The following is a 21,691-nucleotide window of genomic DNA, read 5'->3' on the forward strand; positions in this document are numbered from 1 at the left end:
TGTTTTGATTATTTTTCAAACTGATTTTTTAGCAAGAGATAATTATTTTGTATCTTATTTGAAGTTATTTAAGAATAAGAAAACTGTGTCCTATATGTTACAAAATATAAAGTAGGAATTATTTTTACGTAAAAGTAGGTCAGTCCCAAAGGGCAGACCGTTTAGTGGAAACTAAAAACATCTGAAATATCACTACAAATGGTCTGCTCTACGAGACTGACCTATATAGAAATACATCAAATAATTATTTTGTATCTTATCTATTATGAAAAACTAATCATCAAATATTTTATAAAATGAATAATCAAGAACAAAGGCAAAGAGAGTTTGTAGCAAACTGATTTTTTAGCAAGAGATAATTATTTTGTATCTTAATCTACTGTGAAAAACTAATCATCAAATATTTTATAAAATGAATAATCAAGAACAAAGGCAAAGAGAGTTTGTAGCAAAACTATTAGCTCTTCAGCAGAAGAGACAAGATAAACCTCTTTCGAAAGATGAACAGCAAGAAATTGCTTCTCAAATTGGGCTTTCTGATGCTGATTGGCAGGTAGTACAGGATACGTATAAAGCGCATTTGTTGCGTGGGCAAGGTTTTTTGAAACATCAAAATTACGATGATGCTATTATAGAATTAGAACAAGCAAATGTTTTGGATTATAATTCTATCGAAACAACAGCTATTTTGGCAAAAGCACATTTTGATCGTTTTGGAGAATATTCTGATGAAAAAGACAAACAAGCAGCTATTTCATACAGTAAAATTTGTCTGAATCAAAACCCTAGTCATACGCCCTCTCTCAAGATGATTTCGGATTTGAAACGCAAACCAAAGAAGAGACATACCAATACGGTTATTAAAAAAAAATCTCCTCTTGAGAGAAATTTATTTATAATCATTCCCTCAATTCTTGTCTTTGGTATTTTGTTTTTCTTTTTTTTTAATTCTTCTCAAAGCCATCAAAACGATGAATTTCCAATTCTAGAAACACCTACTAGTCCAATATCAAATATAGAAACAGAAGAGGTAAAAGAAATAGCTTCTGATTATCCTATCAAAAACACAGAAAACAATGTTATAGATTTTAATGCAAATGAATACGAAATTCCTGTTGAAATTGTAGATGCAAAACTAAAAAATTTGGAATGGCAAACAGAAAGTGCGCTCGCTACAAAATACAATGACAGCTATAAAGTAGAAATAATTGGAGATTTTTTGGTAAAAAATGCTGAAATCAATGCGCTAAAAATAAAATTAGAAATTTTTGATAATACAGGAGAGTTGGTTAAGACAAGTTATGAAGAAGTTGTAAGAGACTCAGATATGACATTGAGAAAAAATGATTTGATTCCATTTCAAGTTATGAAATATGAAAAAACAGAAGCTCCAAAAGTAGCCAAAATAGTATTATCTTCTTCTGTAATTGACCAAGAAGAATTGAGTACAGTATTAGATTATGAAGTTTCTCCAAAAATACCTGTAAGCTGGGCGCAAAAACAACCTAAAAATACAGATATTCAGCTCAGAGAAAGAGAAAGTAATTTTTCAGATGGCATTATTGGAAGTGCTTATCATCGCATTACTTTAGAAATTGAGAATACAGGAAATACATCAATTTCTCTTCTCAAATTTCAGTTTAGTTGGTTTGATTCTTCTAAAAAACTATTGGGAACAGAAGTTAGATATGGAGTTTCGGGTTCGACTTCAAAGCTCAAACGAAATCAAACACGTATTTTGAGTACGACTATGGAAGTTCCGAAAGTAAAAAAATCAGAGTTATCAAAACTTACTTATAAAGTAGAAGTTATAGAAGTGAGATAATATTCTAATTATACATTTTTGAATTTTTATTCTATGAAATCAAACTTTGCTGTCTTTATTATTTGTAATCTGTTTTTGTTGGCTTGTCAAAATTCTAATCAAAAGAATGCACAAGAATCAGAAAAACCTCAAAATGCTGTTCCCATTACTTTTACTGAAAGATATGACGATACAGTAAATAAGGAAATAGAAAAAGCCAAAACTCAACCAAAAAATTCTATTCTATTGGGTTTTGAATTGGGAATGAATGAAGAGGAGTACAAATTAAGATTTGATGAATTGATAAAGCAAAGCATATTGAAGCCACTAGTTGAGTTTGAAGAAAATTCAAAATTCGTTTCATTATCAGCTGACACAACAGGTTTTTTTTATCCTTTAGAAATAGAAAATGAATTTTATCCTTTACATTTTGTGCCTACTTTCAAAGGTAAAAAATTGAGTTCGATTTCTGCCAAAATTGAAACAAAATTAGGCGATAAGAAAACAGAAACTTTGTATGAAAATTTAGTAGAACTTTATACCAAAAAATATGGAGATGATTATTTGGAAAAAGTAAATATGTATAAACCAAATGATTTTATTTGGATAGATTCGAATAGACATATTAACTTGTTAGTCAGTTTTTCATCTATTCAAATCGATTATAGTGATATAATGAAAATGAATATAAATTTAGCAAAAGGAGAAAAGAAAAAGGAAGAGAACAAGTCTTCTTCCTTAGATGATATTTAAAACAAAGAAAATCTAGATTCTTCGCCATCTTTGTAGCGTTTTCGTTCTTTTATTTTTCCATCTTTATCATAAAAACGCCATTTTCCATCTCTTCTATCATTTTTATAATAGCCTTCTATAATTAGTTTTCCTGCCTTAAATTCACGATAAATACCATCTTTTATAGTTCCTTTTACTTCATATTCGTAACGAGTATCTTCTTGACTTCGGACAATCAAACGACGTTCTGCATTATTTTTATCAAGTTCAATCAGTTCGGATTCTGGAATGGTTTGAAGCTCTTCGAAGAGGTCTATTTTTTCTTCTGACCCAAACATTTTTTCTAAAATATTTTTGCTATTGAGTTGCTTGAGTAATTCTTTACGGTTTTCTTGAGCAAGTTTATAGTCTTCTCTCACTTTTAGAGGATTTTGATAGACAGTAACTAAGCGAGTATCATAAAAATTAGTTTCATCTCTACGAAGTTGAAACCCCCAATGAGGTTGAGAAATTATATAATCTTGATTTTCTACCATTGTTTTCCATGTTTCTGGGCTTACCGAACGCTTTAATGTTTTGAAGGCAACAGGCATATTTATATAGGCAAAAAAGTTAGAATTATCGTCTTCAAATTCTTTAAAAAAGTTTTGAAAAGAGGCTGATTTAGCTAGTGTAAGTCCCATTTCATAATCATCAATTAAGTTTTTTAGTGTTTTGGGACTATTGCTAAAAATCACGTAATCTTCAATAAAAGTAAAATAAGGCTTATCGATTTTCTCAAAATATTTTCCCATCACGAGTTTGAAAAAACCTTTTACGGCAAGCATACTAATTTTGTGTCCTTTATGTTCTGAAACTACTACTTTTACAGGCGTTCGCTTTCGTATTTTTTCTCCAATAAATTCTAGCTGTGCTGTTGCTTCCGAAATAGATTTTGTCTTCAAAACAAGAGCATATTCATCGTTTTTATCAACTGCTGCTGTTTTCTCGCTCTGAATGATTGCCATTTCTGAACCAATCCAAGAGAAAAAATTATCCCGAACACTTATATCTAAAAGTCTTTCGACAGTATTTATTTGATTTTGATATTCTTGATATGCTTCTTCATCTCGCTGCAAAACCTCTGTAAATTTATCATAATAGGTCAAAAAATCATCAAAATTGACACTAAAATAAAATGCCGAACGCTGTGGAACAACTCTAGCAGCAGTAATATCACTACTTCCAGAACGTAAAAGCGCACGTACGTGAGAAGGAACAGAATCATTAATGACTGTCGTTCCGACCATTCGGACAATTGTAGAAGCATTTTCATCGTCATCATCGCCTACCTGCTCCAAGTCCAAATTTAGTCCTGAGAAAAACAGAGCTTCTGAAATATCATTCAGATATTCATTTGACTCATCCATATAAAGCCCAAAAAATTCATCAGCTAAATCATAATTAATAAATAAATTTCCTAGATTTTTTGATGAAGTTTTTGACATAACTTTTTTGAAACGACGGTTATTTTCAAAGTTATTTGGATTTTCTCGCTCATCTAAGGCAGCTTCTATCAAAGCAGGAGTTTGAGAACATAAAAGCAAATGCTGACGAATAGAAATTGCCCATTGAGAATTATCCGTTGTGTTTTTTATCAAATAAATACGATTCCCTTTGTATTCATATTTAGAAGAATCTTCTACGCTGCTCATAAATTTTCCAATATTTTTTTCTAAAAATGAAGGAATTTCTCGTTTCAAATCTACAATAAATAGAAAATCGTAATCCCCTTGTTTGTGGATATGTGAAGAGACAAGCACTTGTCTTTTTCCAAGAAAATCAAAAATTTCTCTATTTTGATGAATCATTGTATCTAAAGAAATGGCATCTTTTGTAAGCTCTCCGAAATAAGGCTGTGTTTGCAAATGTTTCCAAAGCTTCGAACTACTGATTTCTTCCCAGCTATCAACAGGTTCGTCAGTTTCTAAAATATACATCGCACTTGAAGGAACATAACTAAAAGGATCAAGTGAAATAATCGGAATGCCTCTATACATCCAAAAAGCCAAAAGCCCCAAGATGAGAATAGCAAAAAAGCCAAGTACATATAAAAAACGGCGAAAAAATACTTTAAAAGTGTCCATATGCTAATTACGAATTAAAAATTACGAAATGAATATTCAGCGCAGCTAATTACGAATTAATGCAGTGACTAGAATGCCAACTGTATCACTTTACCTACCTTCGTTTTTAAATCTCTGAGAAAAATACTTTTGATTTGTTTAAATTATCTCTTCTTATAAAAATACGAAAATCAAATTTGTTTTCTAATTTTCTATCAAATTAAAAATAAACTATCATTAGGGATTGATTTTGATTAAATTCGTGTTTATAGAAGAAACCAACTAAAGTTTGGTTTGATTTATTATTTTAATTTACCTAGAAAAAAGTAAAGATGACAACTTTAAAAGAAAAAGTAGAAAGCGAAATGAAAGTCGCTATGCGTGCAAAAGAAACAACAAAATTGACAGCTCTTCGTGCTATCAAATCAGCTATTCTGTTAGCTCAAACTGAAAAAGGAAGCACTTCAGAAGCTCTTTCAGAACAACAAGAATTAGATATTTTATTAAAACAAGCCAAACAAAGACGTGAATCTTTAGCACTTTATGAGCAGGAAGGAAGAACAGAACTTGCTGAAACCGAAAAAGCCGAATTAGAAGTCATCGAAAAATTCTTACCTCAAATGCTTTCAGAAGAAGAAGTAAAAGTAAGAGTAGAGAAAATTTTGGCTGGAATGGGCGAAGTTACACCTCAACAAATGGGAAAGGTAATGGGCGCAGCTATCAAAGAACTAGGTACAGAAGCCGAAAAACAAACAATTGCTAAAGTAGTAAAGGAATTGATTAATAAATAAATCGATTACGGATTACGGATTACGGATTACGGATTACGGATTACGGATTACGGAATGAGTACAATTCATTACAATTTTACAAACGTAATTCATTTAATATATATAATTATTTAACCCACGAGCTTACTTGTGGGTTTTATTTTTTTGTTAAAATAAAAAAACTCTTCAAAACTAAACTAATGGCTTGTAAAAAAAGAAGTCCAAAACCAATTACTATAAAACTCTTTACAATAAAACGAGCAGGTAATCCACCAGGGTCTGGCGAACCTTCTGATAATCTAAAGGCAAATTCTGTATAAGGAATCCCACCTTTTATAACAACGAAGCAAAAAGGCAGAAGGAAAAAAAATGTTCCTAAAAGATTGACTAGAGCTTTATTTTTTTCTGAAAAACGAGCATAAAAAACATCTACACGAACATGTTTATCATCTTTCAAGGTATAAGCAGCTCCAACAAGAAAGAAAAAAGAAAAAATATGCCATTCTAATTCTGATAAAAAAGCACTACTAAAACCAATTGTATAACGCAAAATTACGTCAATACAAACCAAAAGCACCAAAACAGAGGCAAACCATTGAGTGAGTTCGCCTATTTTATCAATGATAGTATCTATTGTTTTTATTACCATTTATTACTGAATAATTTTTTGATTATGACTATTTACAAACAAAATATCTGAAATAGTATCATATCCCTTGAAAACATTTTCTCCCTCCTCTTTTACTTGTTTGTCATTCAAGCCAATCATTGTAAGGTCAGCAGATTTTGATTTTTCATTAATGATTTCTTTCATACTTTTTCCTCGTTGAGCAATCAATTCTACATTAGTGGCAGAAATAGGCAAACGACCCGATTTTATGAGTTCGATAAGTCGTTCTCTTTCTGTTTCAATATCTGCATCTTGATAGACAGCCATTAATTTAATATCAGCATCTTTCCAATCCCTATGTCCTACAATTACGTAAGCTAAAAGAATCATTAGGTTTGCATTTTGGAAACTATGGCGAGTAATCCAAATATTTATACTTTTCTTGAAACCAAAATTTCGTTCAGAAGTAGCCAACACACAAACATCAAATGAAGTCGCTTTTATGAGTGGATAATTATCAATAATTCCTTTAAGATTCTCTAAATTATTTTTACTAAATTCTAACAAAAACATATTATTCTCCAATCCAGAAACCCCTGGTAGTTGCAAAACTTGAGCAATCGAAGAAGTAAGCGACGGACTTACCAACGTATCTATATAAACATTACTTTTTGTTTTGGAAGCCATCTGAATAATTTCCTTTTTGGTTTCTTTGGCTATACCATTTGTTTCTTTTGATAAAAATCCTTGAATATAATGGATATAAGTTCCAAATCCGTAACGGTGCGAAAGCCAACGCAGCATATTAAATCCACTTTGGCGACGGAAGAAATCTTGAGAAAGACAGACAATAGCAGGATTCCATTGTTTGTTTTTTTCATCTTCTCGTTTTTGTAAAAATACTCGTAATTCTCTATTAATTTGAAAAATTGCCCCTTGAAATAAATAGACAATTCCTGTACTTTTTTTACGATAATAACTCATAAATAAGTGTAATACCACCATAGAAATAAGAGAAATCATAGCTATTAGTGCATTCATGCTGAACATCATAAAAATACAAGCTAAAGCTCCAAGCAAAGAAATATACCACTTTGAACGAAAGGTAGGACGGTAAGAAGTATCTCCAGAAAGATGTTCTAAAAATGAAATTGAGCAAATCGTTCCGTACGTTACCATAAAAAACATAGAGATAATCTCAGCAACAGCATTTACGTCTCCAGCAATAACAAATACAAGGGCAATAATAGAAGTAATAATAGTAGCATTGAAAGGTTCAGCTTTCTTTCCTTTTCCTTTTGCCAACCAATTATTCATTTTTTGAGAAGGGAAGGCATCGTCATTAGCTAAGGCTTGAAGCGTTCTAGGAGCAACTAAAATAGAACCCAAAGCAGAAGAAGCTGTTGCAGCAGCCAAACCTACTAAAATTATAGGTCCCCAAAGAGCAATTTGTTGCATGATAAGCTGATCATTATTCAAATCTTGTGGAGATGCAGAGATGTATAACTTATAAACAATAAAAAAATAAACTATCATTCCTGCAAAAGTGGCTGATAATGTTCCGAGTGGAATAGATTTACGAGGACTTTTCAAATCGCCTGATAAACCCACACCTGCCGTCATACCTGTAAAGGCTGGAAAACAAATTGCAAACACTTTAAAAAAACTATCTCCGTTGATGGAGTGATTCCAACCTACTATATCAGCATCAAAGTCGTAACTCGTTTCTCCAGCAAAAAACATAATCAGAGAAATAAAAAGTAATGCCACAACAAAATAAAGAGCTTTTACACCTAAGTCTGCTCCCTTTGTAGATACCATCAGAATAAGCAACAAAAGTGCAGGAATACTAATCAAACGGTCTTGTACAAAAAATAAAAGATTATTATCAATAATATAAGGAACTTTACGAAGATACTCTAAAACAGGTTGAAAGGCTTGAGCAAAAGCAATAATATAAAAAGCAACACTAATTGCCTGTGAAAGATAAAGCGCAATTCCGATAGTTGCACCGATATTCAGACCAAAGGAACGAGAAACAATATAATACTCTCCACCACCTTCTACTTTTTGGTTGGTTGCTATTTCAGCAATTGCCATTGCTGTTGGGATAGTTACGATATGTCCTAAAATAATAATTCCGATAGAACCCAAAAGCCCAACATTACCAACAGCATAACCAAAACGCAGAAACATAACTGCTCCCAAAATCGTAGAGATAGCAGTAAAAAATACAGGAGCAGTTCCGAATCCTTGACCTTTTACAAGTTGTTGAGAATCTTGTCCAGAAGCAGAAAGAGAAATAGGTGTTTTCTTAGACATCTAATTATAGATTATAAAATAATTGGTTTTGAATAGGATAAACTATCAGTTTTTTATCTTTCAAAGATACTTTAAATATAATTGTTTTTTTTGATACAATCGTCTAAAAATGATAACTTAAAAAATCTACTCATTTATTTTTCAGCTTCATTTTCTAGCATTACTAATAGTTTTTTGATGCGTTTATGTAAAAACTTTGAATCAATATGTTCTTTGGCAATACAAATAAAAGCAAAAGTATCTATATGTGATAAATCAAACTCCGATTTTTGAAGTCTATATCCTTCTCTAATTTGTCTTTTTATACGATTTCTATCAACAGCTTTCTTAAAGTTTCGCTTCGAAACTGAAATCAATAGACGAGCAGGACGAATTTTATTCTGACTATTTTCTTGTATTTCCTTTTCTACTTTCTTGGGAGTGAAGACAACTTTCAGAGGAAAGACAAACAATGATTTGCCTTTTTTAAAAAGTGTTTCGATATCTTTGACAGAAGAAAGACGTTCTTGTTTTGTGAAAGTATTTTTTGAAGTTTCCAGATTTTATTATTTTAAGAGTATAGAAATTTATTAAGCAAAAATAACTACGAGCTAGTCTTTAAACAAATAAACGTAGAACTCTTTAACTATCTTTCCTAAACCATGAATTACTTTTGGCAATATCGTTGAAATATTTCTTTTTTTGCTTCTCTCTCAAAATTTCATCTTTAGAACGCTTAGGATAGAGTTCGTCTATAATTTCATATAATTCCTCAACAAATATTCTGTTAGGATGATTGAGAAGAGTATCTTCTACACGCTGTTTTATTTTTGTATCATAACCTAATATAAACACAAAGTTATATCTATCATGATATATTCCCCAAGTTCCTTTTTCAGTCCACAAAAAATCTCCAAGCCAGTTTACAGCTAAATTCTGACCATCAGGATTTGGAACTTCATAAGGTAATTCAAGAAAATCTAATTGACTAGAAAATTTAATTGTACGATAACCATAACCATCAACAACTTCTTCAATAGGCTCTCCAGCAGTTACATATAATGAAGCCTTTTCATTACTAAAGAAATTACAAAATTTTGACATGAAAGATCTATTTTCATCATTAAATAGAAACATATCAAGTTTAAAAAAAGCAAACTGCCAATTTTCATTAGCAAATATTTTTTCTGTGTAATCAAAATTTTCAGTACAGAATACTTTATAAAAATGAGTTTTTTTAATATCAGCAATAAATTCGTACATCATCATTAAATTAATTTAGTATTAAACTTTTGTTCTCGTTAGGTTCTGCGAAGTGAACTATATCTATTCATTTTATATTTGTATTATGATAAATATTTTTCCCTAGAAGTTGTTTCAGAATGGGCTTTGTAGATATATTTGTTGGTGTCGCTACGCTAAAACACCAACAAAGACTGTGTTATTTTTAAACAACTTCCTAGATTATGTTTCCATCCAAAAAATAATCCTTTGACCAAAAAAACTTCACTTTCCAACCTTTCTTCTCTAAAAGCATAGGAAGATAAACATGAAATTCTTTAGCTGAATAAGAAGCAAAATAACGCTCATCATCAGTATAAATAGCTGCTAGTATTTCTTTGTTTTGAGTATTATTATTTTTAGAAAGCATTACCAAATCCATCACCGAAAAGGTATTTTGAGAAAACTCAATATCTGAATTTTGATTATTTGAAACGATGATGTTTTTTAAATCAGAAAAATAACTTTGCTCTACTTCTTGAGACTTTCGTTTTTCTGTACTCTCATCAAAACTGATTTGATGCCAAGATTTTCCTTCCGAAACAGAATGAGCAAAAGACAAATATTTTTTCAAAAATTGTGCGCCTATGCTGTGTGTTTCTAAGACAGGAAGCTGATGAGGGAAAATACTACTCACTACAAAAATCTTTTCTCTAGCTCTACTGATGGCTACATTCAGACGATTCTCTCCTCCTACTTGGCTCAAAGAACCAAAACTCAAACGAAACTTTCCTGCCATATTTGGCGCATAACCTACCGAAAAAATAATTAAATCTCGCTCATCTCCTTGTACATTTTCTATGTTTTTGACAAATAAACCCTCTGGAATTGTTTCCAAATTTTCTTCTAGTAAATCACGAATCAAGTTTTGTTGTTTGGCATTGAAAGTAATTATTCCAATAGATTTTTTATTCGTTTTTTCATCTTTAAGCAGTTTTTTGATAAGTTCTACTACTTTTTCTGCTTCTTCTTGGTTTTGATTCTGATACCACGTTCCATTGACTTTTATGTATTCTAATGGCGTAGAATCTTTATATTCTTCTGCCATCTTCAAATCTGGAACAACTTTGAGTTTATTATTATAGAAATGATAATTTGAAAAAGCAATAAGCTCTGCAAAACGGCTTCGATAATGACCATTGAGCCAAAAAGAAGGTAAATAATTTTTACCCAAATCTAAAAGCGAATCTACCTCTAAAGCGAACCTCGGATTTTCTTGATTTTCTGATATTATTTCATCACCTCCTTTACTTTGAATATCAAATCCCTCTGAATTAACCTCTAATTTATCTAAATCTTCTTCCCAACGTGGCTGATACAAATCGTGTGGAGGGAGCTGTTTTTCATCGCCAGCAATAATACTTTGTTTAGCACGATAAAGCGCAGGAATTCCCTTTTCAGCAAAACATTGAGAAGCCTCATCAAAAATGACTAAATCAAAATTTTGAACTAATGGAAAAATAGCCGAAACCGTTTCTGGAGAAGCCAACCAACAAGGCAAAAGTTTGAAAATATCATCTGAATAATTCGATAAAAGTTTTCGTAATGCCCAAATACTGCGTTTTTTCTTGACTTGATGTTCTAAATCTCTGTACGTCGTTCGGTTTCCCAAACGATTAAATTCTAAATCTTTATAGGTTTTTTCTTTAACTTTTAAGCGTAAAATATCGGCACTAATTTGTTGTTTTTGAGCTACCAGTTCTTTTAAACGCTCTTCATTTTCATCCCAGTTTTGAGAACCAACTGTTTTCAAGATAGGAAAACGTTTTTCAAGCTCATTTATCCAACTTATTTGAACAGAATTATCAAATAAATTCAACATTTCACTTTCATTTAACTGATTATTTTCGACAGTTTCCAAACTATCGGCTACTTTTAATTCTTCAATCGTCTTTAATTCTGCTTCTGAAAACTTACTTTTTAGTATGTCTAATTCTACCAATTTATCAAAATCTTTTTCTATAGCTAATTTTATATTATTTAGCTCATCACTTTGATTTTCAGATTTATCTTCATTTAATAGTATTTGGATTTGATTTTCTGTTAAATATTTACTCCAAAGCTGTTCTTCTGTATCAATTTCTGTCAGCGTAGCTACAAATTCTTCTAAAAACAAACTTAAATCTTGGTGTGTAATTTCCTTATCTAAAAAAATTCGACTGTATTCAATTAATTCTACCAAAAGGAGTTTTAAATCTAATGCTTTTCGGTGTGTAACAAACCACTTTTTGAGTTCATTTTTCTTCAAGCCAATAGCAGAAGGAGGTTCAGAAACCCACTCTACGGCTTGTAGCGCAATCATTTTGAGTTCGAAACTATTGCGTTTTGATATTTTTTTGAGAAGTGAATCAATATTTTTTAAAGTATCTTTTCGTCTGTATTTTTCTAAAAATTCTTTGGTGAATTTTTCGGCTTTTGGTGCAGCCACTCTTTTCCACATTTTTCGGAGAAAACTCTGCTTTTGTTTTTTGTATTCCTTTACTAAAAAATTAGCTTCTTTTAATGTTCTGTATTCTAAAAATTTTTCCATTCCACCATCAGAAAAATAACTCAAAAGGTCTTTTTCCTTTTCTGAAAGCCATTTCTTTTCTGCATTGGCAAACGAGGCAGCAATATTTTCTTTTTCTGAAATATCTATGTAATTAGTGAGCCATTCAGGTTTTTCAAAATCATAATAACGACTCTCTTTAAAAATCTGCCAAAGGTTTTTGTCTTTGAGTTCTTTTACAGCTTGTTGCCATTGTGGTACTTTTTCTGTCCATTTTTTTACTTCTTCATAAGAAATTGATTTTCCTAAAAAGGTAGAAAGTTTTGATTCAATTTCCTTTTTAAACGCTGGAATCTCTGTAAAAAGAGCTAGAATTTCTTTTTTATTTTCCTCATCAAAACCTGCAAAACCTCGCCTTTTTGAAAGAATATAATTCGGATTATCATAATTATTTTGAAGGCGAATATAAGATTTTAGATGTTTCCTAAATTTTGAAATAGAAACTTTCCCCTGTTGAAAATTCTCAAAACTCAACGACGGTTCTAAATCTGCTTCAAATTCATCATCAAAATAAAAATCAGAAATTTGAGATAATTCTGTATGATTTTTCTTTAAATCTGCACTTAGATATAATTCTTTGATTGATTTTCCACAGATTTTTTCATCAAAAAAGATTTTTCTATACTCTTCAAAATCATTGCTAAGACTATCAATTTCTCTACTTATTTTTAAGAAATTGCGTTCTAAATGAATCGCATTGAGTGTTTTGTTTTGCTTCTCATAACTCTCTAAACTCTGAATATGATTCAAAATCTGCTCATAAATAGATTTTCTATCTTGCTTAAAATCGTGAACAAGTGCAATAAAATCAGCAATTCTAATTTCACTCAAACGATTTTGGACAACATCTAAAGCAGCCCGTTTCTGACAGACAACCAATACTTTTTTTCCTTGCGCCACAAAATCACTTACCAAATTACAAATCAGTTGAGACTTTCCAGTACCGGGAGGGCCTTGAACGACAAACGAATTATTATTTTTGACAGCTTTCAAAACCTGTTCCTGTGAAGCATCAAGTGCAAAAGGCGCAAAAATCTCTTCTTCTGAAATATCTTTTTCGGTGGTATTATTTTTCAGAATCTCATCTTGAAATTCAGTTCCTTTAAAAGTCTCAAAGTCATTAAACTTGGAAAAATCGCCGTGAAAAAAATCTTCTAATTGTGGTGTTTTCTCATCATTTATCAGTTTTTCATAATCTTGATAGAGATACGAACCCGCTTGAGGAAAAATTCCCAATACAGCTTGAGAAACCAGTTTTAGTTTTCCAGTTTCGAAAAGATTGGTAGCATCTTGCTTGGTTTGAGAGAAAAAAGGAAGAAGTTTTTGAGCGAAAGTTTCCCTATTAAAATTGATTTCTAACTGACTTTTCTCTAAATAACTGTATAATTCTGTCAAAAACTCTAAAGGATTTTTGGAAAAGCTATCAAAATTTTCTTCTAGTACAGTTTCTGAAACTTCCGTTTCATTAAAATGAGAATACGCCAATAAAAAGGCTTTATTAAAACTAACTCCTGCATCTGTTCGCTGTGAAATTTGCCATTTTCTAGTTGCAGTTTCTAATGTAACAGGAAAAAACAACAAAGGACAACGCACCACCGTATCGTCGTGTAGTTTGCCTTCTACAAACGGAAAACCAACATACAAATCATAAGCTCCACTTTCTTCAAAGATAGAATTTGTCTTGCGCTCAATTCCCTTTAATTGCCTACTGATTTGATTTGTTTTAGCATCTCTAGCATCTGAAAGCTGACAGATAGGAATACCTCTTTTAGAGTTTTGCAACAAACTTTCAATAACCGAAAAGGCAGGTTTGTTCAACAAAAAATCCAGTTCATTAATATCTAAAAAAGAGTTTTTATAGATTTTAGGAAGCCAAAGCGAACGGTTTTTTCCTGAAAGATTGGTCAGTCTGCGCTGATAAATTTCTAAAAGTTTTTGTTTTTGCATATAAATGTGATGTCGTTGGTGGGGACACCAACAACGGCAGAAGTCGCTCGTGAGGACACGAACAACGGTTTATTTTAAATTTAATCTGTAATCAATCAATTCTACTAAAAATGAATAATGCTCTTCTTCCATTTTAAATTTCTTTGCTAATCTTTCAATATCTTTATAAAATAATTTATTGATTTTTATTTCATACTCATAGATCTGAGTTATAATTAACTCTAAAGCTATTCCCCTTTCATTATACTCTACAAGTTCTTTCGCATCAATTATATTCTGATTTGATAATCCTAGATTTGCAGCTTGATTTATTATTGAATTAATTAAATTTTTCATTTCATTTTTTCTTAAAAAAAACATTCTATAAATTTTATTTTTTTTTAATTAGTTTCTATCCAAAACATTGTCAGAAGACAAAGTAAAGGATATATTATTTTTAGAACGAGTAAGTGAATAGAAAAATGGAACTAACAGAAATAGATAAATGAAAGTACCAATTAAAAAGTAATCTGAAAAGTAATTAGATAAAGGAAAGTAAAAATATATGTGATGATATATAACTAAACTTCCTTGTTTTGAAACTAATGCTTTAAAGATACTTTCACTCAAAAACTCTCCATTGAGGAATGCAACTAATAAAGTAACTACAAACATTCCCAAAAAATGCAACTTCATTTTCAAATTCCAAATAAGATAAGATTTAGTTCTTAACAGAAGAATTTTAGGCAACCAAACAAAACTAAGAAAAAGAAAAAAGGCTAAATATTCTGTCCATTCTCTTTCAAAAGGAGCATAAATGGGTAGGTTATCTTGGTAAAACTCACTTTTATAAAATAAATTTGGAATCCAAGCATCTATATTTTTAGGAATAAAGTAGCTTAGTAAAACACAAGAAATTACCAAAAAAATATAGCTATATAAATATATTTTCAAGACTTTCATAAATTCATTTTTAGTTTTAATAACTTCAATGTGATTAACATTACATTTTAGATAAATATTTAGCAAATTTTATTCTTCTGTCACAATAAAGACTTAAAACTTTGTTTAAGCCAAAGCTATTTCGTAAGCTGATGAAAAACATTTTCTAAAGATTGTGTTTGTTGCTGCATCTCCAAAAGCACCCAATCATTTTTAGCAGAATGTAAAAATATTTCTTTTCTTAAATCGCTTTGTGTAAATAATTTGACTTTTGTAGGCTCATTTTGATTTATTTCTACTTTTGTTATTCCCTCAACTTGTTTCCACTCATTTTCCAAAATTGGTTTTTCTGTTTCCAAATTCAAGACAAACTCATTTTGATTCAGTTCGGTCTTTAATTTGTCGTTTAGCTTATCTATTGACGTATCAAGAACCTTTTTTCCTTTATTGATAATAACCACCCTATCACAAAGAGCCTGTACTTCTTGCATAATATGTGTAGAAAAAATAATCGTCTTCTCTGCACTAATACTTTTTATTACTTGACGGATTTCTACAATTTGATTTGGGTCTAACCCTGTTGTTGGTTCGTCCAAAATCAAAACTTCTGGGTCGTGCAGAAGTGCTTGTGCAAGTCCGACACGCTGCTGAAAGCCTTTTGAAAGTTGGTGAAGTTGTTTGTGTGATTCTCTTTCTAGTTTTACTAATTGGATTACTTCATCGATTCTAGTCTTTAATTTATTTCCCCCTTTTAGATTTTCTGAGTCATAAAACTTTCCCATAAAAGCCAAATATTCCTTTACATACATATCCGAATAGAGAGGATTATTTTCGGCTAGATAACCAATTTTTTTTCTAACTTCTTTTGGGTTTTGAGCTACATCAATTCCACAAACTTCTACATTTCCACTACTTGCAGCCATATAACAAGTCGCTATTTTCATTGTAGTAGATTTTCCTGCTCCATTAGGTCCTAAAAAACCCAAAATTTCTCCTTTTTTGGCTTCAAAAGAAAGATTATTAACGGCAGCTTGTGAACCATAAAGTTTTGTGAGGTTATTTATTTGAATCAAGAGCTTAAAAATTAGAGGTTGATGAGATATAATTACAGGAATTCAAATTTACGTATCTTTTTATCATTAATTTATAAATTATGATGTATTTGATTCAAATTACTAAAAATCCTAATCAACTACATATTTAGAGTTAGATAAGAAATTGAATATCGCAGGTCTTATTTCTGCCTTTATTTTTTTATATTTGTATAAAAATTAGGGGAAGTCATACTCAATAGAAGACAGAAAAAGCAAATCTAAAAAAAATAGAATTATTGCTTTATCATTTATAAAAAAGAAAGATTAGAACCTTAGAGTCTTCAATAGATTTTTATTATAATATAGATAATTTCAATTTTATGCCACTCAACGAAGAAATTTATAGCGAAGTCAAGAAAATATTTACAGCTTATTTAGAAAATAAATCATTGCGCAAGACTCCTGAACGTTTTGCTATCTTAGAAGAAATTTATACACGAGGAGGTCATTTTGATGTAGAATCTCTATATATTAGCATGAAAAATAAAAATTATAGAGTTAGTCGTGCAACAGTCTATAATACATTGGATTTGCTAGTAGATTGTGATTTGGTAAGTAAGCATCAGTTTGGCAAAAACATGGCACAATATGAAAAGTGTTATGGCTATCGTCAGCACGACCATTTGATTTGTACGGATTGCCATAAAGTAATTGAGTTTTGCGACCCACGTATTCATAATATTCAGACAATGGTGGGCGAACTTCTGAATTTTAAAGTAATGCACCATTCTCTAAATTTATATGGTGTTTGTGCAGACTGTCAAGCCAAAACACAACACGAAAAAGACCAAAAAGAAAAAGAATTAAATACAAAAGATTAATTTCTTAGTGATTATCAGAACTATAATCTGTAATCCTAATTTCACTACTCATTTATTATTAATAACTATTCAAATGAATTTTACACACAAAACAAATGACAACGTTCTCTTTTTAGAATTGGAAGGCGATTTGTTGGGAGCAAACAAAGAAAATGAAGTATTAGAAGTTGTCAAAGACCAAATTGAAGAAAAAGTTACTTCTTGCGTTATCGATATTTCAAAAGTAGGCTATATGAATAGTACAGGGCTTAGTTTCCTTATTCGTTTGCTTACTCGTTTTAGAAATGCAGGGGGCGATTTGGTACTCTTGAAACCATCTGAACAAGCAAAAAAATTGCTTGTCATTACAAAACTCAATAATATTTTTTCTGTTGCACAAACAGAGGAAGAAGCTGTCAAACTTTTTGACTAAAAAACAAACTCTTTTGCTCTTTCTGTAAAAGAGTTTTTGCATGTGTAAAATAAAGCTAACTGTTCTGTTGCTCATTTATTCTAAAAGCAACATTCAACTATAAACAAACAAAATGGATATTCTACTCGGCTTACAGTGGGGCGACGAAGGCAAAGGAAAAATTGTCGATTTTTTAGCTCCTAAATATGATGTTGTAGCTCGTTTTCAAGGAGGGCCAAATGCTGGACACACACTCTTTTTTGATGGTCTAAAACATGTTTTGCATCAAATTCCATCAGGTATTTTTCGTCCTACCATTCAAAACGTAGTCGGAAATGGTGTTGTGTTAGATGCTCTTATTTTAAAAAAAGAAATTGAAGCTCTCGAAAAATTGGGTGTCGATGTAAAGAAGACTCTATTTTTCTCAAAAAAAGCACAGCTTATTTTGCCTACACACAGAATCTTAGATGCTGCTCAAGAGAAGGCAAAAGGAAATAACAAAATTGGTTCTACATTAAAAGGAATCAGTCCAACCTATCAAGACAAAATAGGTCGTTCTGGGCTTCGCTTAGGAGATGCTTTATACGCAAATTTCAAAGAACGCTATGATGCTACAAAAGCAAAACACCTAGAAATACTTCGCAGCTTGAATACTGATGAGGAAAGTATTTTACCTGCTGATTTTTCTGAAATAGAAAATACCTTTTTTGATGCTATTGAATTTTTGAAAGGTTTTAAAATGATTGAAAGCGAATACTTTATTGATGATGCTATCAAAGCAAAAAAGAAAGTATTGGCAGAAGGCGCACAAGGAACGCTCTTAGATATTGATTTTGGTTCTTATCCATTCGTAACGAGTTCGAATACTGTCTCGGCAGGAGCTTGTACAGGTTTGGGAGTTGCTCCAAGTAAAGTAAAAGAAGTTTTTGGTATTTTTAAAGCATACTGTACAAGAGTAGGTAGTGGTCCTTTTCCTACCGAGTTACATGATGAAACAGGAGAGGCACTTCGCAAATTTGGTGGTGAGTTTGGTGCAACGACAGGACGACCTCGCCGTTGTGGTTGGTTAGATTTACCTGCCCTAAATTATGCTGTTATGATAAATGGAGTTACACAGCTTTTTATGATGAAAACAGATGTTCTTACTCCTTTTGATGAGATAAAAGTATGTACACATTACAAGTTGGAAGATGGAACAATTACTGACAGACTTCCTCACGATATTGTAACGCAAAAGATAGAACCTGTTTACAAAACTTTCAAAGGCTGGGAAGATATAGCTGATGGTATTACTTCTTTCGAAGAGCTTCCAAAAAACCTACAAACATATATTAAATTTGTAGAAGAAAATGTGGGTGCGTCAATTACGCTTGTTTCCTTTGGTCCTGAAAGAAATGCAACACTTATGAAAAGTGAGTTACAAGTAGTTTAATTACAAATTATAACCTATTAACACAGCTAGTTATATTTTATGAATTAGCAATTTAAAAAAAGCTTACAATGAAATTTGTAAGCTTTTTTTATTTCAAAAAAAGAGAAATTTAGATAACTAACCGTCTTTGTGAAAATGATTTTTTCTGACTAAATTACTTTTTATTCAATAATACTTATTGAATAATCTTCCTAATAACTTTGTTCCTAAGCTTTGATTACTTCTATGAAAAAATCTACAAAAAATATTTTTCTATTCTCTTTTTTAGCTATTCTTATGCTTTCTATTGGGGGGTGTGTCAGTTGGTGGAAAGATTGGAATGTTCCCCAAACGATGCTTCAAAAAAGAAAGCTGATAGAGTCTAGTTTGGTTTTGCTGCATAATAAAGACAATTATATACCACTTCAAAACCTAGCTAAAGATAGAAAGGTCGTTGTGAGCGTTTCCAAAAAAACATTTTCTACTTTTGAATCAACTATAAATTTATATTCAGATTTTACGACTTTCCATATTGCTCCTTCAGAAGATTCTCTCAAATTGGCTGCTGACTTTCAGAGCCTAGATAATTTTGATGAGATTATTTTCTTGATAGAAAAAGAAGATGAAAAAAATACGACTGTTTATAATAAAGTTTCTAATTTTTTAGCCAATCAAATTTCTGTTTTTGCTTCTTCAAAATCTGTTTCTGTTGTTGTTTTTGAAAATAGAAATTTTATACAAAAAAATCAAAAGCGGCTCTTAAAGACAAATGCTATTCTTTTTTGTCCTGTCTATAATTCTATTTCAGAAGAATTATCAGCACAACTTCTATGTGGAGGAATTGGAGCAAGTGGAGTTTTGGAAAATGAAATTTTGCCCAGTTTCGAAGAAGAAAAAGGAATTTTCACAAAAAAGAATCGATTAAAATATACAATTCCAGAAGAAGTTGGCATAAATTCACAAGACTTACAGCTTATAGATACGCTTGTTTTGGAGGCTATGAACGTAAAGGCAATGCCTAGCTCACAGGTTTTGGTTGCCGTAAAAGGAAATGTAATCTATCAAAAAGCATTTGGGTTTCATACGTATGATTCTGTCAGAAAAGCTGAAAAAAGTGATATTTATGATTTAGCTTCTGTTACCAAAATTTTGGCTTCGACAGCTGCTTATATGGCTATCTATGACCAAAACCGTTTGCCTTTAGATTCTACATTGTCTTATTTTCTACCTTTCTTTAAAGAAACAAATAAAGATACGCTCACCTTAAAAGACATTCTGACACATCAAGCAATGCTTACTCCTTTCATTGATTTTGGACACAAAGAAACACGAAATCATAAAGTTTATCCAAAAGAAATTTTTAGAAATAAAAAAGAGAAAGGGTTCGAAACGCAGTTATCAGAGAATCTTTTCATAAAGACTAACTACTATAAAGAGAATATGCTTCAAATCATTGCAGACTCAAAATTGTTATCCAAAAAAGGATATAAGTATAGCGATTTGGGCTTTATCTTAGCTCCTGAAGTTATTGAAAGGCAGACATACGAAGAGTTTAGTAATTTTCTACAAACTCATTTCTATAAGCCTCTATCTGCATCTACGCTGACTTTTAAGCCATTGGAGAAATTTTCAAGAAGCAGAATTGTACCTACTGAAAGAGATTCTTTATTTAGAAATGAGCTTGTTTGGGGTAATGTCCATGATGAAGCTGCTGCAATGCGTGGAGGAATTTCAGGACATGCAGGGCTTTTTGGAAACGCAAATGATGTAGCCAAAATCTTACAAATGTTTTTAGATGGTGGAAACTATGGTGAGACGACTTTTTTAAAACCTACTACAATTGCAGAATTTACACGTTGTCAGTTTTGTGAAGAAGGAAACCGAAGAGGATTAGGATTTGATAAGCCACTTTTAGAATGGAGTCCGAATGGAAATACGGCAAAAGATGCTTCTGCGCTTAGTTATGGGCATTTTGGTTTTACAGGAACGATGGTTTGGGTTGATCCAGCTAGTGAAATGATTTTTATTTTTCTATCAAACAGAGTCTATCCAACACGAAATAGCAAAATGCTTATGAGCCTAAATACTAGAACTAGAATACAGCAATTGATTTATGATGCAATGAAATAATAGGGAAATACAGAAACTGGGAATTAGAAATTAGAAAAAAATGCTTTAGGTGGAGGAGTAATTATTTGACAATCAGGCTTTTAATTTTTTATTAAAAATATTTCTCCAAAAAAGGAACTTTCACTATCCCAAAAAAGGTTGATATAGCATAATTGAGAATGAAATTCTAAAAATAGATTAATTCAGTTATTAAAAAATTAGAATAAAATTTTATTTTTCAATTATCAAAAAGCTGTTTTTGGTGTAATTATGGGATATTTAGAGCTAACATGATAGAATTTTTCAAAAAATATGTTAAATATTAACTATTCTGTGTGCATTTTCAGACTTTTCAGCGTCTTATATATAGAAGACAAAAAAAAAATAAATTTTCAAATGCAACCAAATTGCCTTTTTTTGAATCTTCTAATTATAAAGATATTAAAATTGTTCACTTATTTTATCTTAATCAATCACAACTATTTAATTTTACTTATTATGAAAACTACAATCTCAACTTGGGTAAAACCTTAACTATTCAATGAATTATTCGGATTTAATTAGAAATATAAAATTATTTTTAAAAAACTAAATTCGTCTATACTCTAAACCTTTTAAACACCCATATAATTTATGAAAAAAATTTTATGTGTATTGCCTCTACATATTGAATCAAATAACTAACTACTTCTTAGATTTTTACAATTTTTGAAGTAGTTTTTTTATGTAATATAAATACTAATCTAATTTAGACATAAAAAAAACCATTTCTCATACAAACAAGAAATGGTTTTTATATTTATGATAAGCGAAAATAGAATATAATTGTAGTTGGCGCAAAAAATT

General features: G+C 30.9%; 16 protein-coding genes. 7 read left to right on the plus strand and 9 right to left on the minus strand.

Going from position 1 to position 21,691, the window contains the following annotated elements; genetic code table 11:
• The first annotated feature begins 412 nt into the window (after positions 1–412).
• Positions 413–1,825, plus strand: coding sequence for a hypothetical protein (locus tag WAF17_RS06375; RefSeq protein ID WP_338767720.1), 1,413 nt, complete (start codon positions 413–415; stop codon positions 1,823–1,825).
• A 33-nt stretch (positions 1,826–1,858) separates the two neighbouring features.
• Positions 1,859–2,557: a hypothetical protein gene (locus tag WAF17_RS06380; RefSeq protein WP_338767723.1), complete on the plus strand. Its 699-nt coding sequence runs from the start codon at positions 1,859–1,861 to the stop codon at positions 2,555–2,557.
• Here the strand turns inward: WAF17_RS06380 and WAF17_RS06385 are convergent.
• Positions 2,554–4,662, minus strand: a complete 2,109-nt coding sequence (locus WAF17_RS06385; protein ID WP_338767726.1) for a DUF3352 domain-containing protein — start codon at positions 4,660–4,662, stop codon at positions 2,554–2,556. The two genes, WAF17_RS06380 and WAF17_RS06385, sit on opposite strands and share 4 nt — an antisense overlap.
• 311 nt (positions 4,663–4,973) lie before the next feature.
• Between WAF17_RS06385 and WAF17_RS06390 the strand changes: the two genes are divergently transcribed.
• The gene (locus tag WAF17_RS06390) at positions 4,974–5,432 is read left to right on the plus strand and encodes a GatB/YqeY domain-containing protein (protein ID WP_338767729.1); all 459 of its coding nucleotides are present in this window, start codon (positions 4,974–4,976) and stop codon (positions 5,430–5,432) included.
• Between the two features lie 136 nt (positions 5,433–5,568).
• Here the strand turns inward: WAF17_RS06390 and WAF17_RS06395 are convergent, their stop codons facing one another.
• The 8 genes from WAF17_RS06395 to gldA all read right to left on the minus strand — a co-directional run bounded on the left by WAF17_RS06395 (position 5,569) and on the right by gldA (position 16,092).
• Positions 5,569–6,060, minus strand: coding sequence for a TRAP transporter small permease subunit (locus WAF17_RS06395; RefSeq protein WP_338767731.1), 492 nt, complete (start codon positions 6,058–6,060; stop codon positions 5,569–5,571).
• 3 nt (positions 6,061–6,063) lie between these two features.
• Positions 6,064–8,343 (minus strand): amino acid permease, encoded by a 2,280-nt coding sequence (locus WAF17_RS06400; RefSeq protein WP_338767734.1) that lies wholly within the window; start codon positions 8,341–8,343, stop codon positions 6,064–6,066.
• A 134-nt stretch (positions 8,344–8,477) separates the two neighbouring features.
• On the minus strand, positions 8,478–8,882 hold the full coding sequence (gene rnpA / locus WAF17_RS06405; protein ID WP_338770154.1) for a ribonuclease P protein component: 405 nt from the start codon (positions 8,880–8,882) through the stop codon (positions 8,478–8,480).
• A gap of 82 nt (positions 8,883–8,964) precedes the next feature.
• Complete coding sequence (locus WAF17_RS06410) at positions 8,965–9,591, minus strand: hypothetical protein (RefSeq protein ID WP_338767736.1); 627 nt, start codon at positions 9,589–9,591, stop codon at positions 8,965–8,967.
• 190 nt (positions 9,592–9,781) lie between these two features.
• Positions 9,782–14,098, minus strand: coding sequence for an AAA domain-containing protein (locus WAF17_RS06415; protein ID WP_338767737.1), 4,317 nt, complete (start codon positions 14,096–14,098; stop codon positions 9,782–9,784).
• Positions 14,099–14,167: 69 nt separating this feature from the next.
• Complete coding sequence (locus tag WAF17_RS06420; protein ID WP_338767738.1) at positions 14,168–14,434, minus strand: MafI family immunity protein; 267 nt, start codon at positions 14,432–14,434, stop codon at positions 14,168–14,170.
• Between the two features lie 48 nt (positions 14,435–14,482).
• Positions 14,483–15,040 carry a hypothetical protein gene (locus tag WAF17_RS06425; protein WP_338767740.1) on the minus strand — a complete coding sequence of 186 codons (558 nt, stop codon included), beginning with the start codon at positions 15,038–15,040 and terminating at the stop codon, positions 14,483–14,485.
• 116 nt (positions 15,041–15,156) lie between these two features.
• The gene (gene gldA, locus WAF17_RS06430; RefSeq protein WP_338767741.1) at positions 15,157–16,092 is read right to left on the minus strand and encodes a gliding motility-associated ABC transporter ATP-binding subunit GldA; all 936 of its coding nucleotides are present in this window, start codon (positions 16,090–16,092) and stop codon (positions 15,157–15,159) included.
• Between the two features lie 341 nt (positions 16,093–16,433).
• Between gldA and WAF17_RS06435 the strand changes: the two genes are divergently transcribed.
• From WAF17_RS06435 to WAF17_RS06450, 4 genes are all read left to right on the plus strand, one after another.
• Entirely contained in the window at positions 16,434–16,934 is a 501-nt protein-coding gene (locus WAF17_RS06435; protein WP_338767744.1) for a transcriptional repressor, read from the plus strand.
• Between the two features lie 73 nt (positions 16,935–17,007).
• Positions 17,008–17,346, plus strand: a complete 339-nt coding sequence (locus tag WAF17_RS06440) for an STAS domain-containing protein (RefSeq protein ID WP_338767747.1) — start codon at positions 17,008–17,010, stop codon at positions 17,344–17,346.
• 112 nt (positions 17,347–17,458) lie between these two features.
• Positions 17,459–18,757, plus strand: a complete 1,299-nt coding sequence (locus WAF17_RS06445) for an adenylosuccinate synthase (RefSeq protein ID WP_338767750.1) — start codon at positions 17,459–17,461, stop codon at positions 18,755–18,757.
• Between the two features lie 225 nt (positions 18,758–18,982).
• Positions 18,983–20,866, plus strand: a complete 1,884-nt coding sequence (locus WAF17_RS06450; protein ID WP_338767753.1) for a serine hydrolase — start codon at positions 18,983–18,985, stop codon at positions 20,864–20,866.
• Positions 20,867–21,691: the final 825 nt, after the last annotated feature.

It is taken from the genome of Bernardetia sp. ABR2-2B (genome assembly GCF_037126435.1).
Classification (GTDB): Bacteria; Bacteroidota; Bacteroidia; order Cytophagales; family Bernardetiaceae; genus Bernardetia.